Here is a 20804-nt window from a genome sequence, read left to right on the forward strand (position 1 = left end):
GGAATCATCATGGTCGCATTAGTTATCGCAGAACACGACAACGCCAGCCTGAAAGGCAGCACCCTCCACACCGTGACCGCAGCTGCCCAGTGCGGCGGCGACGTGCACGTGCTGGTGGCCGGTTCCAACGCCGGCGCCGCTGCTGCGGCTGCCGCGCAAATTGCCGGCGTATCGAAAGTCATCGTGGCCGACGCGCCGCACTTCGCCGACGGCCTGGCTGAAAACGTCGCCGAGCAAATCCTGGCGCTGGCCCAGGGCGACGCCTACAGCCACATCCTGGCTCCGGCCACCGCCTACGGCAAGAACATCCTGCCGCGCGTCGCTGCCAAGCTGGACGTGGCGCAGATTTCCGAAATCACCAAGGTCGATGCGCCCGACACCTTCGAGCGCCCGATCTACGCCGGTAACGCCATCGCTTACGTTCAATCGTCCGACAAGATCAAGGTCATCACCGTGCGCGCCACCGGCTTCGACGCTGCTGCCGCCACCGGTGGCACGGCTGCCACCGAGACCGTGACCGCCGTGGCCGATTCCGGCAAGTCGAGTTTCGTCGGCCGCGAGCTGGCCAAGTCCGACCGTCCCGAGCTGACCGCCGCCAAGGTGATCGTTTCCGGTGGCCGTGGCATGGGTTCCGGCGAAGCGTTCAAGGTGCTCGAGCCGCTGGCCGACAAGCTCAACGCCGCCATGGGCGCCTCGCGCGCTGCGGTGGACGCCGGCTACGTGCCGAACGACTGGCAAGTTGGCCAGACCGGCAAGATCGTCGCGCCTAACCTGTACATCGCCGTCGGTATCTCGGGCGCGATCCAGCACCTGGCCGGCATGAAGGATTCGAAAGTGATCGTGGCGATCAACAAGGACCCGGAAGCGCCGATCTTCTCGGTGGCCGATTACGGCATCGTGGGCGACCTGTTCGACGTGGTGCCGCAGCTGGTGGCCGAGCTGGGCTAACGGTTAAATACCAACGTAACAAACGAGCCACGCTGGTTGGGGTAGATGCCTGGCCACCGTGGCTTTTTTTAAACCCGCAGCCAGCGCTCCGTCACCGAACACTACCAACGTCATCCTCGCGAACGCGGGGATCCGTGGTGCGCGTGGACGATGTTGGCGCATGCGGCAGCAAACATGGCTCACAGGTCCTATGGATCCCCGCATGCGCGAGGATGACGGATTTAGTGCAAGTAAATACGGAGACAACATGCCCTACCAAGCCCCCCTCAAAGACATGCTGTTCGTCATCAACGAACTGGCCGACCTGGCAGCCGTCACCGCGCTGCCCGGCAATGAAGACGCTACCCTCGACACGGCCGAAGCCATCCTCGAAGAAAACGGCAAGTTCGTCAGCGGCGTGATCGCGCCGCTGAACCATGCCAGCGACAAGGAACCGAGCTACTGGCATGACGGCCAGGTAACGACCTCGAACGGCTTCAAGGCTGCCTTCAAGGCGTTTGGCGAGGCGGGCTGGCAGGGCGTGCAGCATCCGGTCGAGTTCGGCGGCCAGGGCTTGCCCAAGCTGCTGGCCACGCCGTGCATCGAGATGCTCAACTCGGGCAGCATCTCGTTCGCGCTGTGCCCGCTGCTGTCGGACGGCGCCATCGAAGCGCTGCTGACCGCCGGCAGCGACGAGCAAAAAGCGATTTACCTGGAAAAGCTGGTCTCGGGCGAATGGACCGGCACCATGAACCTGACCGAGCCACAAGCCGGTTCCGACCTGGCCGCCGTGCGCACCCGCGCGGAGCCGCAGGGCGATGGCACCTATAAAGTATTCGGCACCAAGATCTACATCACCTACGGCGAGCATGATTTCTCCGACAACATCGTGCACCTGGTGCTGGCGCGCACGCCCGATGCCCCGGCCGGCGTCAAAGGCATTTCGCTGTTCATCGTGCCGAAGTTCCTGGTCAATGCCGACGGCACGCTGGGCGCGCGCAATGACGCCCACTGCGTCTCGCTCGAGCACAAGCTCGGCATCAAGGCCAGCCCGACCGCCGTGCTGCAATTCGGCGACCACGGCGGCGCCATCGGCACCCTGGTCGGCGAAGAAAATCGCGGCCTCGAATACATGTTCATCATGATGAATGCGGCCCGCTTCGGCGTCGGCCTGCAAGGCATCGGCCTGGCCGAGCGCGCGTACCAGAAGGCGGTGGCGTTCGCGCGCGAGCGCGTGCAGTCGCGCGACGTGGCTGGCTCCGCCGGTCCGGTCGCCATCATCCACCACCCGGACGTGCGCCGCATGTTGATGAATATGCGCTCGCAGACGGAAGCTGCGCGGGCGCTGGCCTACGTGGGTGCCGGCCTGTCCGACATCGCCCACAGCCACGCCGACGAAGCCGTGCGCAAGCACAACCTGGCGGTGTACGAATACCTGGTGCCGGTGATCAAGGGCTGGTCCACCGAGATGTCGCAGGACGTTACGCGCGACGGCGTGCAGGTGCACGGCGGCATGGGTTTCATCGAAGAAACCGGCGCCGCCCAGCATTACCGCGACGCCAAGATCCTCACCATCTACGAAGGCACGACCGCGATCCAGGCCAACGACCTGGTCGGCCGCAAGACCGTGCGCGACGGCGGCGCCGTGGCCAAGGGCCTGATCGAGCAGGTACGCGCCACGCAAGCCCAGCTGGCCGCCTCCGGCGATGCACACTTGCAGGCGATTGCCAAACAACTGGCCGCTGGCGCCGACGACCTGGCCGCAGCGGTGGACTTCGTGGTGGCCAACGCCAAGAGCGACGTCAAGGCCGTGTTTGCCGGCAGCGTGCTGTACCTGAAACTGGCGGGCGTGGTGCTGGGCGGCTGGCAGATGGCGCGCGCCGCCGCAATCGCGCAGCAGAAGATCGCAGCGGGCGAGGGCGATGCGGCGTTCTACAGAGCGAAAATTGGCACGGCGCGCTTCTTTGCCGACCACATCCTGTCGCAATCGTCCGGCCTGCGCACGGCCATCGTTGACGGCAGCGCCGGTGTGCTGGCGCTGGACGAAGTCCAGTTCTAAAGCGCCATGATGCCGGGTGCCATACGCGCACCCGGCATGATTCCTTACTTCACGTCGATTCGACCATACAGTCCATGCGTGGTGCCGTTCGGACCGGCCGTGTAGAACAGCGTATTGGTCGGCTGGTTGTTGACGCCATTGCCAAACGCCAGCCCCCACAAGCCATCGACGACGATGTTGCTGCCATCGGCCTTGCGCAGCATGCCCAGCGCTGCGCCCGTATCGGGGTCGTAGGCCTGGATCAGGCCATCGCCGAAGTTACCGACCAGCAGTTTGCCGCTCAGCGTGCCGAAGTTGGCTGGCGCCTGGGCGATGCCCCATGGCGCATTCAAGGTGCCGCCCGCCACCAGTTGCTTGACCAGGTTGCCGGCCGTATCGAACACGCTGACGATGCCCGATCCCACCGCGTGCTCGGCGAAGTTGCCGGCATGCTTGGCATATGCCACGTAAATGCGGTTGCCGATGGTCTGGATGTTGTACGGGCCATAGCCTGCCGGCACCTTCGGGTCGGTGAAGTTGCCGGGCAGGGTGGCCTTGGCGAACTTGGCGTCGAACACGTCGATCTTATTGTTGGCGAAATCGGCGGCGTAGATGTAATTGGCGCCATTGTTGCTGGCAATCGCCAGGCCGATGTACGAGGTGCCGCTAGCGCTGCCGTCGAACACGGTGGCGGCGTTGGCCGGATCGGTGGCTGGCGACCAGGCGGCAATCGCACCGAGCGCGGTGCTGAAGATGAACGGACTGCCGTTGAAGTCGGTGCTGCCGTTGAAGACGATGCCGATCGGCGCCGGTGGCGTTTTGACCACCAGTGTCTGGCGCACGCCGTTGCCGTCGTACAGGGTCGAGGTGGCGGTGGCGGTATTGGCTACCCACACGTAGCCGGTGGGGTTGAAGGCGATGCCCCAGGCGTTGATCAAATTGGGATCGGTGTTCGGCGCGGCGCCGGCCACGTCGCCGACCAACTTGGTGTCGGCAAATACGCTCGCTGGTGCGCTGGGTGCGCTGGTCGCGGTGGAGCTGCCACCACAGGCCGTCAGCAGGCTGGCCAGGACCAGCGGCAGTACGGCAGCGAGTTTGAATTTATTGCTTGAGATGAATTGCATGACGGGCCTTTGAGCGGAAGAGGAAACTCTTAATCCGCACTGGCCGTCCGCAGGTTTTATTGTTTGTTGTAACAAACTTGATACATCAAAAAGCAGTCCAAAAAAAACAGCCCGCAGGCTGTTTTCTGAACTGCTTAGCGGCGTACCAGCGTGCCGTTCTGCTTTTGCACCCGGTCGCCATTGGCCATCTGCGGATCGTTGTCGTAGACGAAGCTGTCCTGCTTGCCGTCGTCGTAGCGCACGTGCACGGTCCACTGCTTGCTGGTGCGTGCGTGTTCTTCGACTTTCTTGCCCGCGTAGGCGCCACCGGCAGCGCCGGCCAGGGTAGCGAGCTTTTTGCCGCCGCCGCTGCCCACCTGGTTGCCCAGCAGGGCGCCAGCCACGCCGCCGGCGATCAGGCCCACGGCGCCGCCTTCACCGGCTTTTTCACCGACCACCACCGAGGTCACGCGGCCGCAGTCGCGGCAGGCGGAGGCCTTGGTGTTGTAGCTGGCCTTGGCATTGGCGTTGTGCTGCGTGAATTCGGTCTTGGCGTCGCGCAGGCACTGCATGCGCGCGGTCGAACTGCCTTCTTCGGCGCACAATTTCTTGTCTTCGGCATAGCGGTTGGCGATGCGCTTGGTTTCGGCGTTGTATTCCGACTTGCTCATCTGGGCGTAGGACGTGGAAGTCAGGGTGGTCATTGCCACTGCCACTGCCAGCAGGATCGAGTGCTTGTTCATATTATTTTTCCTCTTGGAGAATGTTAGCCATAAGTTAGCCATAAGCGCCGCCAGTGTATAGCAGATCGAAAAAACGTGAGATTGTGGCAATCAAGCTCGCGGCCCCGATGGTCATGGTGGCGATCAGCACCACGGCAATCGGCCAGCGCGTGTTTGATTGCTTGCCGGAGTGCGGGTTGAAGCGCGCATCCCATTGCTCGTCCGGCATCAGGCCCAGCACCAGCGCTTCGAGGAAACCAGCCAGGCCCGAGAGCATGATCGGCAGCAGCTTGTAAAAGCCATCGGCCTGCGGCGCCAGGGTGGCCACCAGCCAGGCAGTGGGCAGGGCGGCCAGGTGCAGCCACAGCCATGGATCGCGCCAGCCGCGCAGGTACAGGCGTTGCAACCCGAGGCCGCCGAACAGGAAGGCGAGCACGGTGGCGATGGTCTTGCTTTTGTGGCGAGCAGTCATGGGAATGCGGCAAAAAAGTCCTGGGCTGGCCAGTATCGGTCATAATGTCGCCCCCGGCCTACTTTTTTGGCAAGAACCTGGGCAACATCGCGTCTCAGCTATTGCCCCGTTGGCCGGAACGGGGGATAATCTTCGATTACCCCAATCTGCCCGATTATTTCATTAACGCTTGCTGCTTTGCGGTCAGGCGCGCTATAATTTGCGGCTTTTTCCGTCCTAGCACACTTTTTGGAAATATTATGGTCGTTATTCGTTTAGCTCGTGGAGGCGCCAAGAAGCGTCCGTTCTTCAACATCGTTGCAACCGATTCGCGCAATCGCCGCGATGGCCGTTTCATCGAACGCATCGGTTTCTACAACCCGATGGCGCAAGGCGGCGAAGTGCCACTGCGCATCACCGCTGACCGTCTGGCTCACTGGCAATCGGTCGGCGCACAACTGTCGCCAACCGTGGCTCGCCTGGTAGCTTCGAACAAAGCAGCGTAATAGGTTGCTGGTTTGACCGATAAGCAAGCATCCGGGGTGCAAGTCCCCGACGATCTGGCACAGGTAGGCTTTGTCTTCGGTGCCTATGGCGTCGCTGGCTGGGTGAGGATCCGTCCTTTCTCGGAAGATGCGGATGCGCTGCTCTCGGTAAAAACCTGGTGGATCGACAAGCCCACCTTGCACGATGTCGATGTCAAGCAGTGCAAGCTGCATGGCGGCGACGTGGTCGCACAGCTGGTCGGCGTCACTGACCGGAATGTCGCAGAAGCGCTCAAGGGCGCCGCTGTTTCCATTCCGCGCAGCCGCTTTCCGGTATTGTCGGAAGACGAGTTTTACTGGACCGAGTTGATTGGTCTGGATGTAGAGAATCTGCAAGGTGAGTCGCTCGGTACGGTGACTGACATGATGAGCAACGGTCCGCAGTCGATCTTGCGCATCAAGCCAGCCGAATCCGCAGAGGCAGCACCCGACGACGCGGCGCAAGAGCGCCTGATTCCATTTGTCGAAGCGTTCATCATCAAGGTGGACAAGGCGGCGAAAAAGATCACTGTCGATTGGGGCCTTGATTACTAGTGAACATAAGGGCGGCCCGCCATGCAATTCGATGTCGTGACCCTGTTCCCCGAAATGTTCGCCGCACTGACGCAGTCTGGGGTCACCCGGCGTGCGTTCGAACAGAATAAATGTGGCTTGTCGTTGTGGAATCCGCGTGATTTCACCACCGACAATCACCGCACCGTGGATGACCGCCCTTACGGCGGCGGCCCCGGCATGGTGATGCTGGCCAAACCCCTGGAAGCGACGATCAACGCAGCGAAAGCGCGGCAGCTCGAAGCCGGTTTGCCGGCGCCGCGCGTGGTGTTCATGTCGCCCCAGGGCAAGCAGTTGACGCACGAACGCGTGGTCCAGCTCAAGCAGGAACCCGGCCTCGTGATCCTGTGCGGCCGCTACGAGGCGGTCGACCAGCGCCTGATCGATCGCTGCATCGACGAAGAAATCAGCCTTGGCGATTTCGTGCTGTCGGGTGGCGAATTGCCGGCGATGGCCTTGATGGATGCCGTGATCCGCCTGATTCCCGGCGTGTTGAACACGGATGCCTCGGCCGTCGAAGACAGTTTTGTCAACGGCCTGCTCGATTCGCCGCATTACACGCGGCCCGAGACGTACGAGGGCGTGGCGGTACCGCCGGTCCTGATGGGCGGCAACCACGCCGAGATCGGCAAGTGGCGCCGCCAGCGCATGCTGGAAGCGACCGCCCGCAAGCGACCCGACCTGCTGGTCAAGGCGCGAGCGGCAGGGCAGTTGAGCAAGATCGATGAAAAATTTTTGGCAGGTTTATAAAAACCTGTTGTAGTTCCCGGCAGGCAGTTGTGTGGCCTGCTTAATTATCGTAGTGAACCCATCCTCTACCGGGCATCGAATTTTCGAATTGACAGCGCGCCGGCATGATGGCTTTTGGAGTGTTTAAAATGAACTTGATTCAACAACTCGAGCAAGAAGAAATCGCTCGCCTGGGCAAAACCATCCCTGATTTTGCACCTGGCGATACCGTCGTCGTGAACGTTAACGTAGTCGAAGGCACCCGCAAGCGCGCCCAGGCATACGAAGGCGTCGTGATCTCGCGTCGTAACCGTGGCCTGAACTCGAACTTCATCGTTCGCAAGATCTCGTCCGGCGAAGGCGTAGAGCGTACCTTCCAGCTGTTCTCCCCGCTGATCGCTTCGATCGAAGTGAAACGCCGCGGTGACGTACGTCGCGCTAAACTGTACTACCTGCGTGATCGTTCCGGCAAATCGGCACGTATCAAGGAAAAACTGCCAAACCGTCGCCCAGCGGCGAAAAAAGCAGTCGCCGCTTAATAGCAGCGATTGTGTTTGGAGAGAGGGGCGCCAACTTGGTGCCCCTCTTTTTTTAGTCGCTTGCTTAATTCTGGAGGAGCCTTGGCCAAGCTGCTGTTCGACCCCCGTTCATTACCCATCGACGCCATCGCCGGCGAACCCGGTCTTGCGCTCGAACGCCTCAACGCCGGCTGGCTGCGCCAGCGCTTCGCCGAGCAGCCCGAGTGGTCGCCCGAAGCTGCCGAAACCAGCTACGCGGTGCGGGCAGACGGCTCGCCCGCCACCGCCGCGTCGGTCCTGATCGCCCTGGTGCAGCGCCCCGAGGGTTTGAGCCTGGTGCTCACTCAGCGCAACGCCGACCTCACCGACCATCCCGGCCAGATCAGCTTTCCCGGTGGCCGCGCCGAAGCGTACGACGCCAGCCCGGTCGAAACCGCGCTGCGCGAAGCGGAAGAGGAAATCAGCCTCGATCGCACCCACGTGGAAGTGATCGGCACCTTGCCCGACTATTACACCGGCACCGGCTACCGCGTCACGCCGGTGGTGGCGCTGGTCACGCCGCCGGTCACCATGCAGGCCGATCCTGGCGAGGTCGAAGAGATTTTCGAGGTGCCGCTGGCGTTCCTGATGGATGGCTTGAACCACCAGCGCCTGTCGATCGAACTGCCGTCGGGCCGGCGCAGCTTCTACGCCATGCCCTACGGGACCTATTACATCTGGGGCGCCACCGCCGGCATGCTCAGGAATTTATTCCACTTCCTGCGCGCCTAATAAGTTTGATTCTGTTACTTGAGTGAGTTATCGTAACGGGCATCGAGGTATGGCTGCACGTAGTACCGACCAAAAGGATTATTGATGACATTTCTTTCCATTCTGTGCGCGCTGCTGATCGAGCAAATGAAACCGCTGCGGGCGGATAATTTTATTTACGCGGAGATCAAGGCCCTGGCATTGCGAATGGAGACCTGGTTCAACGCCGGCCAGGCCACGCACGGGCGCATCGGCTGGTTCCTGATGATGGCAATCCTCCTGGTGCCGGTGGCCACCATCTCGTGGGTGCTGCACTACTACGACTGGTTCCTGGCCTCGTTCGCGTGGAACGTGCTGATCGTCTACCTGACGCTGGGCTTTCGCCACTACAGCCACTATTTCACCTCTATCCAGCTGGCACTGAACGCCGGCGACGAAACCGCCGCGCGCGTGCTGCTGGCCGAATGGACGCGCCAGGACACCATCGGCATGGACGCCAACGAGATTTCGCGCTTGGCCGTGGAAAAAGCCCTGATCACCACGCACCGCAACGTCTTCGGCGTGTTCTTCTGGTTCCTGATCCTGGGGCCGGTGGGCGCCATCCTGTACCGCGTGTCGGAATACGTGGCGCGGGCCTGGAACGAACCGGAACACATGCGCAACGAAGCCTTCGGCCTGTTTGCCGGCCGCGCCTATTACTGGATCGACTGGCTGCCGGTGCGCCTGACTGCCGTGGCGTTTGCCGTGGTGGGCAATTTCGAGGATGCGATCTACGCCTGGCGTAATTTCTCGCGGCGCTGGGCCGACGAGGCGATCGGCATCATCCTGTCGGCCGGCGGCGGAGCCATGGGCGTGCGCCTTGGTTCCCCGTCTGAACATGCGGTCCGCGTGACCCTGATCGACTCGGCCACGGTGGATATCTCCGATGTCGAAGCCGACACCCTGCCGGGTGAAGAGCCGAGCGTGCGGTCGCTGCAAAGCACGGTCGGCCTGGTGTGGCGCGCGCTGCTGCTGTGGATGATGTTGCTGCTGCTGCTATCCGGCGCAGTCTGGCTCGGCGCGACTCCTTAGAGCGCTCAACACCTGGCGATAGCGCGGTACAATAGCGGTGTTGCGTGGTGCAGAGCGCAGGTTTTCTGCACCATTATGGATGTTTTGAATAAATATCCACGTAAAATCAAGGGCTTACGTATCCAGGTCTTCTATAAGATATAATACGTAAGTTCCTCACCCACATGTCTCATCGCAGAGCAGCCGCCCATGGCAGAGTCAGTTCAAAAACCGGTAGAACAGCAGGATTCGTTCTTCATCCTTGGCCAAACCAGCAATGGCAGGGCGTTCCGTCCCAGCGACTGGGCCGAGCGTCTGTGCGGCGTGATGGCTTGCTTCAAGCCGCCCGGCATCGGTGGCGGCCGCGATTCGCACCTGCAGTTCTCGCCGTATGTCACGCCCACCGTGGTCAATGGCGTCAAGTCGGTGGTGGTCAACGGCAAGCTGCGTGACCTCGAGCCGATGGCGTATCACTTCGTGATCTCGTTCGCCAAGGACAACGACCTGCAAGTGGTCGATGCCTGCCTGGTCCCCGAAAAGAAGTAAGCTTAAGTTCTTCCTCAGTAAATTATCTTGCTGGTGACTAGCGGGTTGCGCAGGCCAGGGCGTATGCTGTGCTCTTCCGTATTTACGCGAGACACCATGAACGCCAGCCGTCTGAAACTCCTTGCCGCTGCCAGCATGCTGCTGTGCGGTCTCTCCTTCGTTGCCACCGGCACCGCTTGGGCCGCCGCCAGTTTGCCGGCCGGCGTGGTGCAGGGCCCGGTCGTCGAAGGCATCACCGAATACCGCCTGCCCAACGGCCTCAAGGTGCTGCTGTTCCCGGATGCGTCCAAGCCCACCGTCACCGTCAACGTCACGTACCTGGTCGGCTCGCGCCACGAGAACTACGGCGAGACCGGCATGGCCCACCTGCTCGAACACATGATGTTCAAGGGCTCGCCGAAAAACCGCAGCATCCCGCAGCAATTTGCCAGCCGTGGCATGGAGTTCAACGGCACCACCTCGTACGATCGCACCAACTATTACGAAGTGTTCCAGGCCAGCCCCGAGAACCTCAAATGGGCGCTGGACATGGAGGCCGACCGCATGGTCCATTCCTTCATCGCCCGCAAGGACCTCGACTCCGAGATGACCGTGGTGCGCAACGAGTACGAGAGCGGCGAGAACAGCCCGTTCTCGGTCATGCTCAAACGCATGGACAGCGTGGCCTACGACTGGCACAGCTACGGACGCTCGACCATCGGCAACCGCAGCGACATCGAGAACGTGCGCATCGAGAACCTGCAGGCGTTCTACCGCACGTACTACCAGCCCGACAACGCAGTGCTGCTGGTGGCCGGCAAATTCGACCCGGCGCAGACGCTGGCGTGGATCACCAAATCGTTCGGCGCCATCCCGAAACCCAAGCGCGTACTGCCGCCGTTCTGGACGGTGGAGCCGCAGCAGGACGGCGAGCGCAGTTTTGTCGTGCGCCGCAAGGGCGATATGCAGATCGTCATGCTCGGCTACAAAATTCCGTCGGCGCTGCACGCGGACGCCAATGCCTTGAGCGTGATGAGCGAGATCCTCGGCGACACGCCCTCCGGCCGCCTGCACAAGGCGCTGGTGGCCACCGGCAAGGCTGCCGAGGTGTTCGCGTTCGGCCAGGCCGGCTATGCACCGGGACTGGAAATCATCGGCGCCGTGGTAAAGGCCGGTGAGCCGATCGAGCCGGTGCGCGCCGCGCTGATCGAGGCAGTGGAAGGCTTTGCCACCACGCCGCCCACGGCGGAGGAGATGGAGCGGGTGCGCCTCAGTTACAGCAACAGCGTGGAAAAGTCGCTCAACGATCCGCAGCAGGTGGGCGTGGCGCTGTCCGAGGAAATCGCGCTGGGCGACTGGCGCCTGCTGTTCCAGAACCGCGACAAGCTGCCTGCGGTGACCGCCGAACAGGTCAGCGCCGCCGCCGGCCGCTACCTCCGGCGCGACAACCGCGTGGTGGGCATCTTCATCCCCGACGACCAGCCGCAGCGCGCCGAGATCACGGCCGCGCCGCCGGTGGCCGAGGTGATGAAAGACTTCAAGGCCAAGGCCAGCGTGCTGACGTCCGAGGTGTTCGACCCGAGCCAGGACAATATCAACGCCCGCACCGAGATCAAGACCATCGGCGGCCTGAAAGTGGCGCTGCTGCCCAAGAAGAACCGGGGCCAGTCCGTGTCCGTGGACATGCAACTGCACTGGGGCGACGAAAAAAACCTGTTCAAGCAGCAGATGGCCGCGGCCTTTGCCGACGAGATGCTCACGCGCGGCACCAGCAAGTACACGCGCGAGCAACTATCCGATGCGTTTGCCAGGTTGAAGATCACCGGTGGCGTGTATGGCTTCCAGACCACCGGCCCGAACCTCGACGCGGCGCTGCGCCTGGTCGCGCACGTGCTGCGTGAAGCGAACTTCCCGCAGGACGAATTCGAGCAGCTGCGCCAGCAATGGATCGTCGGCATCGAGTCGTCGCGCAACGAGCCGGAGTCGCTGGCCCATAACGCCATCGAAGAATATTTCGACACCCATCCGAAGGGCGACTTCCGCGCCGCCATGACGGTCGATGAGCAACTGGCGGCGATCAAGGCGCTCAAGCGCGAGGACGTGGTGGCCTTCCACCGCGATTACTTTGGCGCCAGCCATGGCGAACTGGCCATCGTCGGCGACTTCGACAAGGCAATGGCGGAGAAGACGATCGCCGAGAGCTTCAACGGCTGGAACAGCAAGGTGGCGTACGCGCCGCTGAAGGACACGCCGGTGGACAAGCCGGCCGTGCACCGCGTGATCGACGCCCCGGAAAAGGAAAACGGCATGTTTGCCGCGCGCCTGAACCTGGACCTGAACGTCAACGATCCGGCCTATCCGGCGCTGGACCTGGCCAACTACATCTTCGGCGGCGGCAGTTTGAAGTCGCGCCTGATGGACCGTATTCGCCAGAAGGACGGCCTGTCGTACGGGGGCGGGGCGGCGATCCACGCCGGCGATATCGACCGCGCCGGCAACTTCACCATCCACGCCATCGCCGCGCCGCAGAACCTGAAAAAACTGGAAGCGGCGATTCGCGAAGAGCTGGGCCGTGCGGTCAAGCAGGGCTTCACCGCAGAGGAACTGGCGCAGGCCAAGTCGGGCCTGATGCAGCAGCGCGTGCAGAACCGCTCGCAGGACAAGGTGGTGGCCGGCGGCTGGACCCGCAACCTGTACCTGAACCAGACCTACAGCTGGAGCAAGGACTACGAGGCCAAATTGCAGGCGGCGACGGTGGAGCAGGTCAATGCGGCGTTCCGCAAGGCGGTTGATCCGGCGAAGCTGACGGTGGTGGTGGTTGGGGACGAGAAGAAGGCGGGCGCGAGATAAAAGCTGGAGCTGCCCGGATGTTCTATGGATCCCCGCGTCCGCGAGGATGACGAATTTACCGTCGCAGGCTTAAACTCCGTCATCCTCGCGAAAGCGGGGATCCATAGACCGTTGGAGTCGCCTCACTTATCAAGGCGGCGGACTATCCGCCACCTTCACCGGCCGCATCCCCAGCGTATCATCCTGCGGCCCAGGTGAATCGAGTACAGGCCGCAGGCGCGGCAGCGAATCGGGGTAGTTGGCCGCCACGAACGCAATCATCGCCTCGCGGATCTCGCAGCGCAAATCGAACGCCGTGCCGGAATCGACCGCACTGACCAGCAGGCGCAGCTGCATGCCTTTCTCGTTGGCGTCGGTCACGTGCAATACGCACACGCGCTGGTCCCAGCGGGTGGACGCATGGGTGATGCGTTCGAACTCGGTGCGCACTTTTTGTACCGGCACGCTGAAGTCCAGCCACAGGAACACCGTGCCCAGGATGCTCGACGACGTGTGGGTCCAGTTCTCGAACGGGTTTTCGATAAACCATTGCAGCGGCACGATCATGCGCCGCTCGTCCCAGATGCGCACCACCACGTAGGTGCCGGTGATGCGCTCCACGCGCCCCCATTCGCCCTTGACGATCAAGACGTCGTCGATGCGGATCGGCTGCGAAAACGCGATCTGCAAGCCGGCGATGAAGTTGCCCAGCACCGGCTTGGCGGCGATACCGGCCACCAGGCCCGCCACCCCGGCCGACGCCAGCAGACTGGCGCCGAACTGGCGCGCACCCGGCAAAGTCAGCAGCATGAAGCCCAGGCCCAGCAAGACGATGATGGCGTTGGCGCTGCGGGTGAGCACCGAGGTTTGCGTGAGCACGCGGCGCGCGCGCATATTGTCGAGCACATCGACCGGGTTGAGGTCGGAGATGGTCTTGTTGATCGAATTGACGCAGGCAATCGCCAGCCAGGTCAGGCAGATGATCAGCAGCACGCTGACCACGCGCGAGAACGAGGTGAGGAACGGCGTGGTTTCCGGCGCGCCGGTCAGCACCAGCCGCAGCGCGAACAGCACCGCTGCGACCTGGCTCGGGCGGAACGCGTACTTGATGGCGTTGGTGGTGTAGGGCCGGTGGCGGGCGATGCGTTTGAGCAGCTCGATACCGGCGCGGTGCAGCACCAGCGCGATCGCCACGAAGATGACGGCCGAGATGGCGACCGCTGCTGCGGCGCGCCACGGTCCCTGCTGTAAATCGGTAAAATATTCTATTTCCATGTGTAGAGATTTTAGAGAAACGGCCCATATTGCGTCGCACAATTAGGCTTATGCGTGCGCTAACGAACAAATGCTTTCCCGTCAATAATGAAACAATAGACGAGCTGAGGTCGATTGTACGCATCCATCCGAAGATGTCGCGATTCACTGCCACTCTGCAATCTCCTGAGAGGATTTCTACATGTTGTCACGCTCTGTAAAACTATCCCTACGCTTCATATTGCCCCTCGCGATACTGTTGTGCCTGTTTGCCTATATCGTCGTACCACTGATGGACAAGCTCACGCTGCGCTGGTCGCTGCGCGACCTCGACAACCGCTCGCAGCTGCTGGCTACCACCTTGCAGGTACCGCTGCGCGAGGATGTGCTGCTCAACGACAGCGCCCACATCAAGCGCCTGTTCGACGGCGCCATCGAGGACGAGCGCCTATTTGCGCTGGGCTTCTGCGATGCGTCGGGCAAGCTGCTGTACAAGACCTACACCTATCCACAATCGCTGGGCTGCTGGAATGCGCCGGCCGACGGCACCGCGCGCAAGTCGCTGGTGCAATTGCCGCGCGGCCCGGTGCACGTGGCCGAAACGCCGATCATGGACGCCGGCTCCGAGCTTGGCCGCCTGATCCTGGTGCACGACATGAGCTTCATCGAGCGCCGCAGCGCCGAGACCACCAAGTACGTGCTGGGTTTCTTTGCACTGCTGGCGGCGGCGATCGCTTTCATCACCTTGCTGGTCTCGCACCTGAGCTGGCGCGGCTGGCTGGCCAGCCTCAATGACGTGCTGCGCGGCCAGCTGATTCCGCGCGCCACCGCCAAGCCCGATCCCGATGCGCCGCCGCCGCCACCGGAGATGGAGCCGCTGATCGGCGAGTTGCGCAGCCTGCTCGAGGAATATCACCAGGAGCGCCAGCACAGCGACGGCGGCAGCTACACCGCCAACGGCTCGGACTGGGCCCCTGAAAAACTCAAGGCGCTGCTGCAGCAGGACCTGGCCGGCGACCAGGTGCTGGTGGTGTCCAACCGCGAGCCGTACATCCACGAAAAAGCCGCCGACGGCAGCGTCAAGGTACGCCGTCCGGCTTCTGGTCTCGTCACCGCGGTGGAAGCGGTGATGCGCGCCTGCTCCGGCACCTGGATCGCCCACGGCGCCGGCAGCGCCGACCGCGAAACCGTGGACAAGAACGACCATGTACCGGTACCGCCAAAAAATCCGAGCTACACGCTGCGCCGCGTATGGCTGACCGAAGAAGAAGAGAAGGGCTACTACTACGGCTTCGCCAACGAAGGCCTGTGGCCGCTGTGTCATATCGCCCACGTGCGCCCGGTGTTCCGCTCGTCGGACTGGGAAGAATACGTCAAGGTCAACCGCCGCTTTGCCGACGCCGTGATCAAGGAAGCGCGCACCGACAACCCGGTGGTGCTGGTGCAGGATTACCACTTCGCCCTGCTGCCGCGCATGGTGCGCGAGGCGCTGCCGAAAGCGACGATTATCACGTTCTGGCACATCCCATGGCCCAACTCGGAGTCGTTCGGCATCTGCCCGTGGCGCGAAGAGATCTTGGAAGGCATGTTGGGCAGCACCATCCTCGGTTTCCATACGCCGTTCCACCGCAAGAACTTCCTCGACACCGTGGACCGCTACCTGGAAACCCGCATCGAGCCGGAAGCGTCGACCATCTCGTATGGCAATGAACTGACGCAGGTGGAAGACTACCCGATCTCGATCGCCTGGCCCGACTACCCGGACACCGTGCCGGTGGACGTGTGCCGCACCGAGATCCGCCAGATCCTGGGCGTGCCGCAAGACCACCTGCTGGCGTTCGGCGTCGATCGCCTCGATTACACCAAGGGTATTCTCGAGCGCTTCCAGGCTGTGGACCGCATGCTGGAAATGCATCCGTCCATGGTGGGCAAGTTCAGCTTCGTACAGATCGCCGCACCGAGCCGCTCCGATCTCGAGGAGTACATGAACTTCGAGCAACGCGTGCGCAAGCTGGCCGACAAGATCAACGACCGTTACGGCAAGGACGGCTACCTGCCGATCATCCTGAAGATCGAGCACCACGACCAGAACGAATTGCAGCGCTACTTCCGCGCCAGCGAAGTGTGCATGGTGACCAGCCTGCACGACGGCATGAACCTGGTGGCAAAAGAGTTCATCGCCGCCCGCGACGACGAGCACGGCGCGCTGGTGCTGTCGCAGTTCACCGGTGCCGCGCGCGAACTGCATGAAGCGCTGATCATCAACCCGTACCACATCGAGCAGGGCGCAGAAGCGCTGTATCGCGGCCTGACCATGCCGTCGGTGGAGCAGGTCGAACGGATGCGCAGCATGCGCGACCGGGTACGCCGCTTCAACGTGTACCGCTGGGCGGGCCACATGCTGCTCGACGCGGCACGCCTGCGCAAGCGCGAAAAAGTGATGCAGAAGATCCGCGCGCATAGCCGCACCAACCTGCGCCGGGTGGGCTGATGATGAGTACAGAAGTGGAAAAGTTCGACCTGGCAGAATGGCTCGATGGCGCGGTATTCCTCGACTTCGACGGCACCCTGGTCGATCTGGCGGAAACGCCCGATACGGTAATGGTGGCGCCGGGCCTGGTGCAGGTGCTGGCGACGCTGCGTGAGCGCCTGCAAGGCCGGCTGGCGATTGTCAGCGGCCGGCCGATCGCGCAGATCGACGCCATGCTGGCGCCGTTGAAGCTGCCGGTGGCCGGCGTGCACGGCGCTGAACGGCGCGACTACAACGGCCAGCTGCACATCGCCAAGGCGCCATCGCTCGACGCCGCGCAGCTGATCCTGCGCGCGCTGGTGCTGGCGCACGACGGCCTGCTGCTCGAAGAAAAACGCGGCGCGCTGGCGCTGCATTACCGCCTGGCCCCGGGCCTGCGCGTGCAGTGCGAGCAGGCCATGGAAGCGGCGCTGATCGCCTCTCCCGGCACCGTGCTATTGCATGGCAAAATGGTGCTCGAGCTGAAACCGGCGACCGTCAACAAGGGCAGCGCCGTTGCCGAATTTTTGCAGGAAGAACCGTTCAAGAATTGCCTGCCGGTGTTTGTCGGCGACGACACCACCGACGAAGCAGGCATCGCCTACGCCCAGCAGCTGGGCGGCGTGGGCGTGAAAGTGGGTGCGGGACCGAGTGCGGCGCGCTGCCGCCTGGACTCGCCGCAGGCGCTGCACGTGCAGCTTGCCCATGCAGCCCAATCCAACCATAGCACCAGCACAGGAGACACGCCATGACCGCAGCTACCGGCACCCCCGGCACCCCCGGCACCCCCGTCACACCCGGTATCCCCGTCGCCCCGACCGCGCTCGGCCCCGTCAATACGCCCGTCACGCCCGAAGCGTCGCTCAACTGCGGCGTGATCGGCAATTGCTCGTACAACGCCATGGTCGACAAGAGCGGCAACATCGTCTGGTGCTGCCTGCCGCGCTTTGACGGCGACCCGGTCTTCAACGCCTTGCTCGATAATTCGGATAACGGCAGCGTGTGGAGCGTGGAGCTGGAAAACTGTGTCAAGACCGAGCAGTTCTACGATCCCAACACCGCCGTGCTGCGCACGCGCCTGACCGACGCCGACAACCACGGCATCGAGATCACCGACTTCGCGCCGCGCTTTCTGAGCCGCGACCGCATGTTCCGCCCGCTGATGCTGATCCGCCGCATCCGCATCCTCAACAGCGCGGTGCGTATCCGCGTGCGCGTGCGCCCGCGCTTCGACTGGGGCCGTGTGACGCCGCAGATCACGCGTGGCAGCCACCATATCCGCTACGTGGGACCGGAGCAGACGCTGCGCCTCAATACCGACGCGTCGCTGAGCCACCTGCTGTCGGAGTCGTGGTTCCTGGTCAATAAATCGCTGAACTTCACGCTGGGCCCGGACGAGACGCTCAACGAAGGCATCGAGGATATCTGCCGCCGTTTCGAAAAAGAGACCATCAACTACTGGCGCAACTGGAGCCGCCGCCTGGCGCTGCCGTACGAGTACCAGGACGTGGTGATCCGCGCGGCGATCACGCTCAAGATGTCGCTGTACGAAGACACCGGCGCCATCATCGCCGCCATGACCACCAGCATTCCCGAGGCGCCCGGCAGCGAGCGTAACTGGGACTACCGTTTCTGCTGGCTGCGCGACGCGTTCTTCGTGGTCCGTGCTTTGAACAGCCTGTCCGAGGTGGGCACGATGGAAGAGTACCTGCGCTGGCTCTCCAACATCGTGGCAAGCTCCAAGGGCGGCCATATCCAGCCGCTATACGGCATCGGCCTGGAAGAGCATCTGCCCGAATCGACGCTCGACCACTTGCCCGGCTATCGCGGCCACAAGCCGGTGCGCGTGGGTAACCAGGCCCAGGAACACTTCCAGCATGACGTGTATGGCAACGTGGTACTGGGTGCGGCGCAGGCCTTCCTCGACCACCGCTTGTTGAATCGCGCCGGCGTGGCCGAATTCGCGCTGCTCGAAGCCGTGGGCGAACAGGCCTTCCGCGTGCACGACCAGCCCGACGCCGGCATGTGGGAGCTGCGCACCCGCGCGCGTGTGCACACGTCGTCGATGCTGATGAGTTGGGCCGCGTGCGACCGCCTGTCGAAAATCGCCAACGTGCTCGAACTGCCGGAGCGCGCCGCGTACTGGCAGGGCCGCGCCGACCAGATCCGCGAACCGCTGTTGCGCGATGCATGGAGCGAGGAGCGCCAGTCGTTCGTCGAAAGCCTCGGCGGCCGCGACCTCGACGCCAGCGTGCTGTTGATGGCCGAAGTGAACTTCATCGACCCGATGGATCCGCGCTTCATCAAGACCGTGGAAGCGCTGGAAAAAACCCTGTGCGACGGCCCGTACATGCGCCGCTACGAAGCGCCCGACGACTTCGGCAAGCCGGAAACCGCGTTCAACATCTGCACCTTCTGGCGCATCGACGCACTGGCGCGCATCGGCCGCAAGGAAGAAGCGCGCGAGATCTTCGAGACCATGCTCAAGGCCCGCAATCACCTGGGCCTGCTGTCGGAAGACACGCACCCGGTCACCGGCGAAATGTGGGGCAACTTCCCGCAGACGTATTCGATGGTGGGCCTGATCAACTGCGCAATGCGGCTGTCCGCCCCCTGGGACAGCGTGATCTAGCGCGCCTGAAAAAACCTCCATCGCGGCGTTGCAGCGCCTCGCCGTACATTCGTACTGTCTTCGGCACTGCGCCTTGCCCTGAAGGTTTTGTCAGGCGCTTTTATTAGATTAACGGTTGGCATGCACGATCTCGTTTTATGTACTATCATTAGTTACATGAGACGAGACAGCAAACTATCCTCCATCCTGCACGTGCTGCTGCACATGGCGCAGGCCAACCGCCCGTTCACTTCCGAGGAGCTCTCCAGCTTCCTCGATACCAACCCGGTGCTGGTGCGGCGCGTGCTGGCCGGCCTGCGCGAGCGCGGCTATGTCGGTTCCGGCAAGGGCCACGGCGGCGGCTGGGTCATCACCTGCGACCTCCACACGGTCACGCTGCGCGACATATACGAGGCCGTGGGTTCGCCCACGGTGTTCGCCATGGGCAACCGCAGCGAGCAGCCGCAGTGCCTGGTCGAGCGGGCCGTCAACCAGGCGCTGGCCAGCGCTTTTGACGAGGCGGAAGCGCTGCTGATCGAGCGTTTCAAGGACGTCACGCTGGCCGACCTGTCGGCCAGCTTCAATCGCGATTACGCCAACCACCGGGGAACCCTGCATGAGCATCCAAAACCTGTCGACTGAGTTCGACGTCATCGTCGTGGGCGGCAGTTATGCCGGCCTGTCCGCCGCCACCCAACTGGCGCGCGCGCGCCGCCGCGTGCTGGTGATCGACGCCGGCCAGCGCCGCAACCGCTACGCCCAGCACTCGCACGGCTTCCTCGGTCAGGATGGCCGCGAGGCGGCGGCGATTGCCGCCGAGGGCAAGCAGCAATTGATGAAGTATCCCACCGTGCAGTGGCTCGCAGGCGCGGCCGCCCAGGCCACGCGCCTGGACCAGGGGTTTCGCGTCACCTTGAGCGACGGCCGTGGCGTCGATGCGCGGGCGCTGGTGCTGGCCACCGGCGTGGTCGATGAACTGCCGGCGCTGCCGGGCCTGGCCGAGCGCTGGGGTACGAGCGTGTTTCACTGCCCGTACTGTCACGGTTACGAATTGATGCAAGGGCATATCGGCGTGATGGCGGTCGGGCCGCTGTCGATGCACCACGCCATGATGCTGCCCGACTGGGGCCGGGTCACGCTGTTCCTCAACGAGGCGTTCGCGCCTGACCCGGAACAGCTGGCAGCGCTGGCTGCGCGCGGCGTGACGATCGAACCTGCGGCAGTCAAGCGGATCAGCGGCCACGCCACGGTGGAACTGGCCGATGGCCGCGCGCTGGAGATGGCCGGCCTGTTCGTGGTGAGCCGCACCCACAGCGGCAGCCCGCTGGCCGAACAGCTGGGCTGCGAGATGGAAGAGGGCCCGACCGGCCTGTTCGTGCGCACCGACGCCATGAAGGCCACCAGCGTGGCCGGTGTCTTCGCTTGCGGCGACTCGGCCCGCGCCGCCGGCAACGTCGCGATGGCCGTGGCCGACGGCGCCATGGCCGGCGTCGCCGCCCACCGCCTCACCATCTTCGGCGCACAAGCCGCCTAACTTCGGGGTCAGTGCCGACATTCGGACACGCACTCAACCATATGGCTGTTGGGCCCGTGTCTAAATGTCGGCACTGACCCTAATGCCGCTAAGTTAAGCTTTCTTAGTTAGTCGTTTCTCTGGATATCGCTGCGCCACCGCTTTAACGACCCGGTCG

General features: G+C 63.1%; 19 protein-coding genes. 15 read left to right on the forward strand and 4 right to left on the reverse strand.

Annotated elements, in window-relative coordinates; translation table 11 throughout:
• Positions 1-9: 9 nt before the first annotated feature.
• Together J2X54_RS16290 and J2X54_RS16295 are read left to right on the forward strand one after the other, a co-directional pair.
• A complete protein-coding gene (locus J2X54_RS16290) occupies positions 10-948 on the forward strand; it encodes an electron transfer flavoprotein subunit alpha/FixB family protein (RefSeq protein WP_070250480.1) in 939 nt (312 codons plus the stop codon).
• Positions 949-1195: 247 nt separating this feature from the next.
• Positions 1196-2986 carry an acyl-CoA dehydrogenase gene (locus J2X54_RS16295; protein WP_310182052.1) on the forward strand — a complete coding sequence of 597 codons (1791 nt, stop codon included), beginning with the start codon at positions 1196-1198 and terminating at the stop codon, positions 2984-2986.
• A 44-nt stretch (positions 2987-3030) separates the two neighbouring features.
• Here the strand turns inward: J2X54_RS16295 and J2X54_RS16300 are convergent, their stop codons facing one another.
• The 3 genes from J2X54_RS16300 to J2X54_RS16310 form a co-directional block, all read right to left on the reverse strand.
• A complete protein-coding gene (locus J2X54_RS16300; protein WP_310182053.1) occupies positions 3031-4089 on the reverse strand; it encodes a TIGR03118 family protein in 1059 nt (352 codons plus the stop codon).
• Positions 4090-4223: 134 nt separating this feature from the next.
• Positions 4224-4811: a glycine zipper 2TM domain-containing protein gene (locus J2X54_RS16305; RefSeq protein WP_070250487.1), complete on the reverse strand. Its 588-nt coding sequence runs from the start codon at positions 4809-4811 to the stop codon at positions 4224-4226.
• 34 nt (positions 4812-4845) lie between these two features.
• Positions 4846-5262, reverse strand: coding sequence for an NINE protein (locus tag J2X54_RS16310; protein ID WP_310182054.1), 417 nt, complete (start codon positions 5260-5262; stop codon positions 4846-4848).
• Between the two features lie 239 nt (positions 5263-5501).
• Between J2X54_RS16310 and rpsP the strand changes: the two genes are divergently transcribed.
• The 8 genes from rpsP to J2X54_RS16350 all read left to right on the forward strand — a co-directional run bounded on the left by rpsP (position 5502) and on the right by J2X54_RS16350 (position 12760).
• Positions 5502-5747, forward strand: coding sequence for a 30S ribosomal protein S16 (gene rpsP, locus J2X54_RS16315; protein WP_019921707.1), 246 nt, complete (start codon positions 5502-5504; stop codon positions 5745-5747).
• Between the two features lie 12 nt (positions 5748-5759).
• Positions 5760-6320 carry a ribosome maturation factor RimM gene (gene rimM / locus J2X54_RS16320; protein ID WP_070250490.1) on the forward strand — a complete coding sequence of 187 codons (561 nt, stop codon included), beginning with the start codon at positions 5760-5762 and terminating at the stop codon, positions 6318-6320.
• A gap of 21 nt (positions 6321-6341) precedes the next feature.
• Positions 6342-7088, forward strand: a complete 747-nt coding sequence (gene trmD, locus J2X54_RS16325) for a tRNA (guanosine(37)-N1)-methyltransferase TrmD (RefSeq protein WP_070250492.1) — start codon at positions 6342-6344, stop codon at positions 7086-7088.
• Between the two features lie 128 nt (positions 7089-7216).
• On the forward strand, positions 7217-7606 hold the full coding sequence (gene rplS / locus J2X54_RS16330; RefSeq protein WP_070250494.1) for a 50S ribosomal protein L19: 390 nt from the start codon (positions 7217-7219) through the stop codon (positions 7604-7606).
• 81 nt (positions 7607-7687) lie between these two features.
• The gene (locus J2X54_RS16335; protein WP_070250495.1) at positions 7688-8356 is read left to right on the forward strand and encodes a CoA pyrophosphatase; all 669 of its coding nucleotides are present in this window, start codon (positions 7688-7690) and stop codon (positions 8354-8356) included.
• Between the two features lie 84 nt (positions 8357-8440).
• Positions 8441-9406: a CobD/CbiB family protein gene (locus J2X54_RS16340; protein WP_310182055.1), complete on the forward strand. Its 966-nt coding sequence runs from the start codon at positions 8441-8443 to the stop codon at positions 9404-9406.
• A gap of 189 nt (positions 9407-9595) precedes the next feature.
• Positions 9596-9931 (forward strand): DUF3579 domain-containing protein, encoded by a 336-nt coding sequence (locus J2X54_RS16345; protein ID WP_019921713.1) that lies wholly within the window; start codon positions 9596-9598, stop codon positions 9929-9931.
• A gap of 96 nt (positions 9932-10027) precedes the next feature.
• The gene (locus J2X54_RS16350; RefSeq protein ID WP_310182056.1) at positions 10028-12760 is read left to right on the forward strand and encodes a pitrilysin family protein; all 2733 of its coding nucleotides are present in this window, start codon (positions 10028-10030) and stop codon (positions 12758-12760) included.
• 129 nt (positions 12761-12889) lie between these two features.
• Here the strand turns inward: J2X54_RS16350 and J2X54_RS16355 are convergent, their stop codons facing one another.
• Positions 12890-14014 carry a mechanosensitive ion channel family protein gene (locus tag J2X54_RS16355; protein ID WP_070250501.1) on the reverse strand — a complete coding sequence of 375 codons (1125 nt, stop codon included), beginning with the start codon at positions 14012-14014 and terminating at the stop codon, positions 12890-12892.
• Positions 14015-14195: 181 nt separating this feature from the next.
• On the opposite strand from J2X54_RS16355, the gene J2X54_RS16360 reads away from it, so the two are divergent.
• The 5 genes from J2X54_RS16360 (at position 14196) to J2X54_RS16380 (ending at position 20647) form a co-directional block, all read left to right on the forward strand.
• On the forward strand, positions 14196-16484 hold the full coding sequence (locus J2X54_RS16360) for a trehalose-6-phosphate synthase (protein ID WP_310182057.1): 2289 nt from the start codon (positions 14196-14198) through the stop codon (positions 16482-16484).
• Entirely contained in the window at positions 16484-17254 is a 771-nt protein-coding gene (gene otsB / locus J2X54_RS16365; RefSeq protein WP_310182058.1) for a trehalose-phosphatase, read from the forward strand. The genes J2X54_RS16360 and otsB overlap by 1 nt, the downstream gene beginning before the upstream one ends.
• Positions 17251-19134, forward strand: a complete 1884-nt coding sequence (locus tag J2X54_RS16370; RefSeq protein WP_310182059.1) for a glycoside hydrolase family 15 protein — start codon at positions 17251-17253, stop codon at positions 19132-19134. Before otsB ends, J2X54_RS16370 begins: the two co-directional genes overlap by 4 nt.
• Positions 19135-19290: 156 nt before the next feature.
• The gene (locus J2X54_RS16375) at positions 19291-19755 is read left to right on the forward strand and encodes an Rrf2 family transcriptional regulator (protein ID WP_070250506.1); all 465 of its coding nucleotides are present in this window, start codon (positions 19291-19293) and stop codon (positions 19753-19755) included.
• Positions 19730-20647 carry an NAD(P)/FAD-dependent oxidoreductase gene (locus J2X54_RS16380; protein ID WP_310182061.1) on the forward strand — a complete coding sequence of 306 codons (918 nt, stop codon included), beginning with the start codon at positions 19730-19732 and terminating at the stop codon, positions 20645-20647. Before J2X54_RS16375 ends, J2X54_RS16380 begins: the two co-directional genes overlap by 26 nt.
• Positions 20648-20804 lie beyond the last annotated feature (157 nt).

This window comes from Duganella sp. 3397, assembly GCF_031456625.1.
Classification (GTDB): Bacteria; Pseudomonadota; Gammaproteobacteria; order Burkholderiales; family Burkholderiaceae_D; genus Rugamonas; species Rugamonas phyllosphaerae.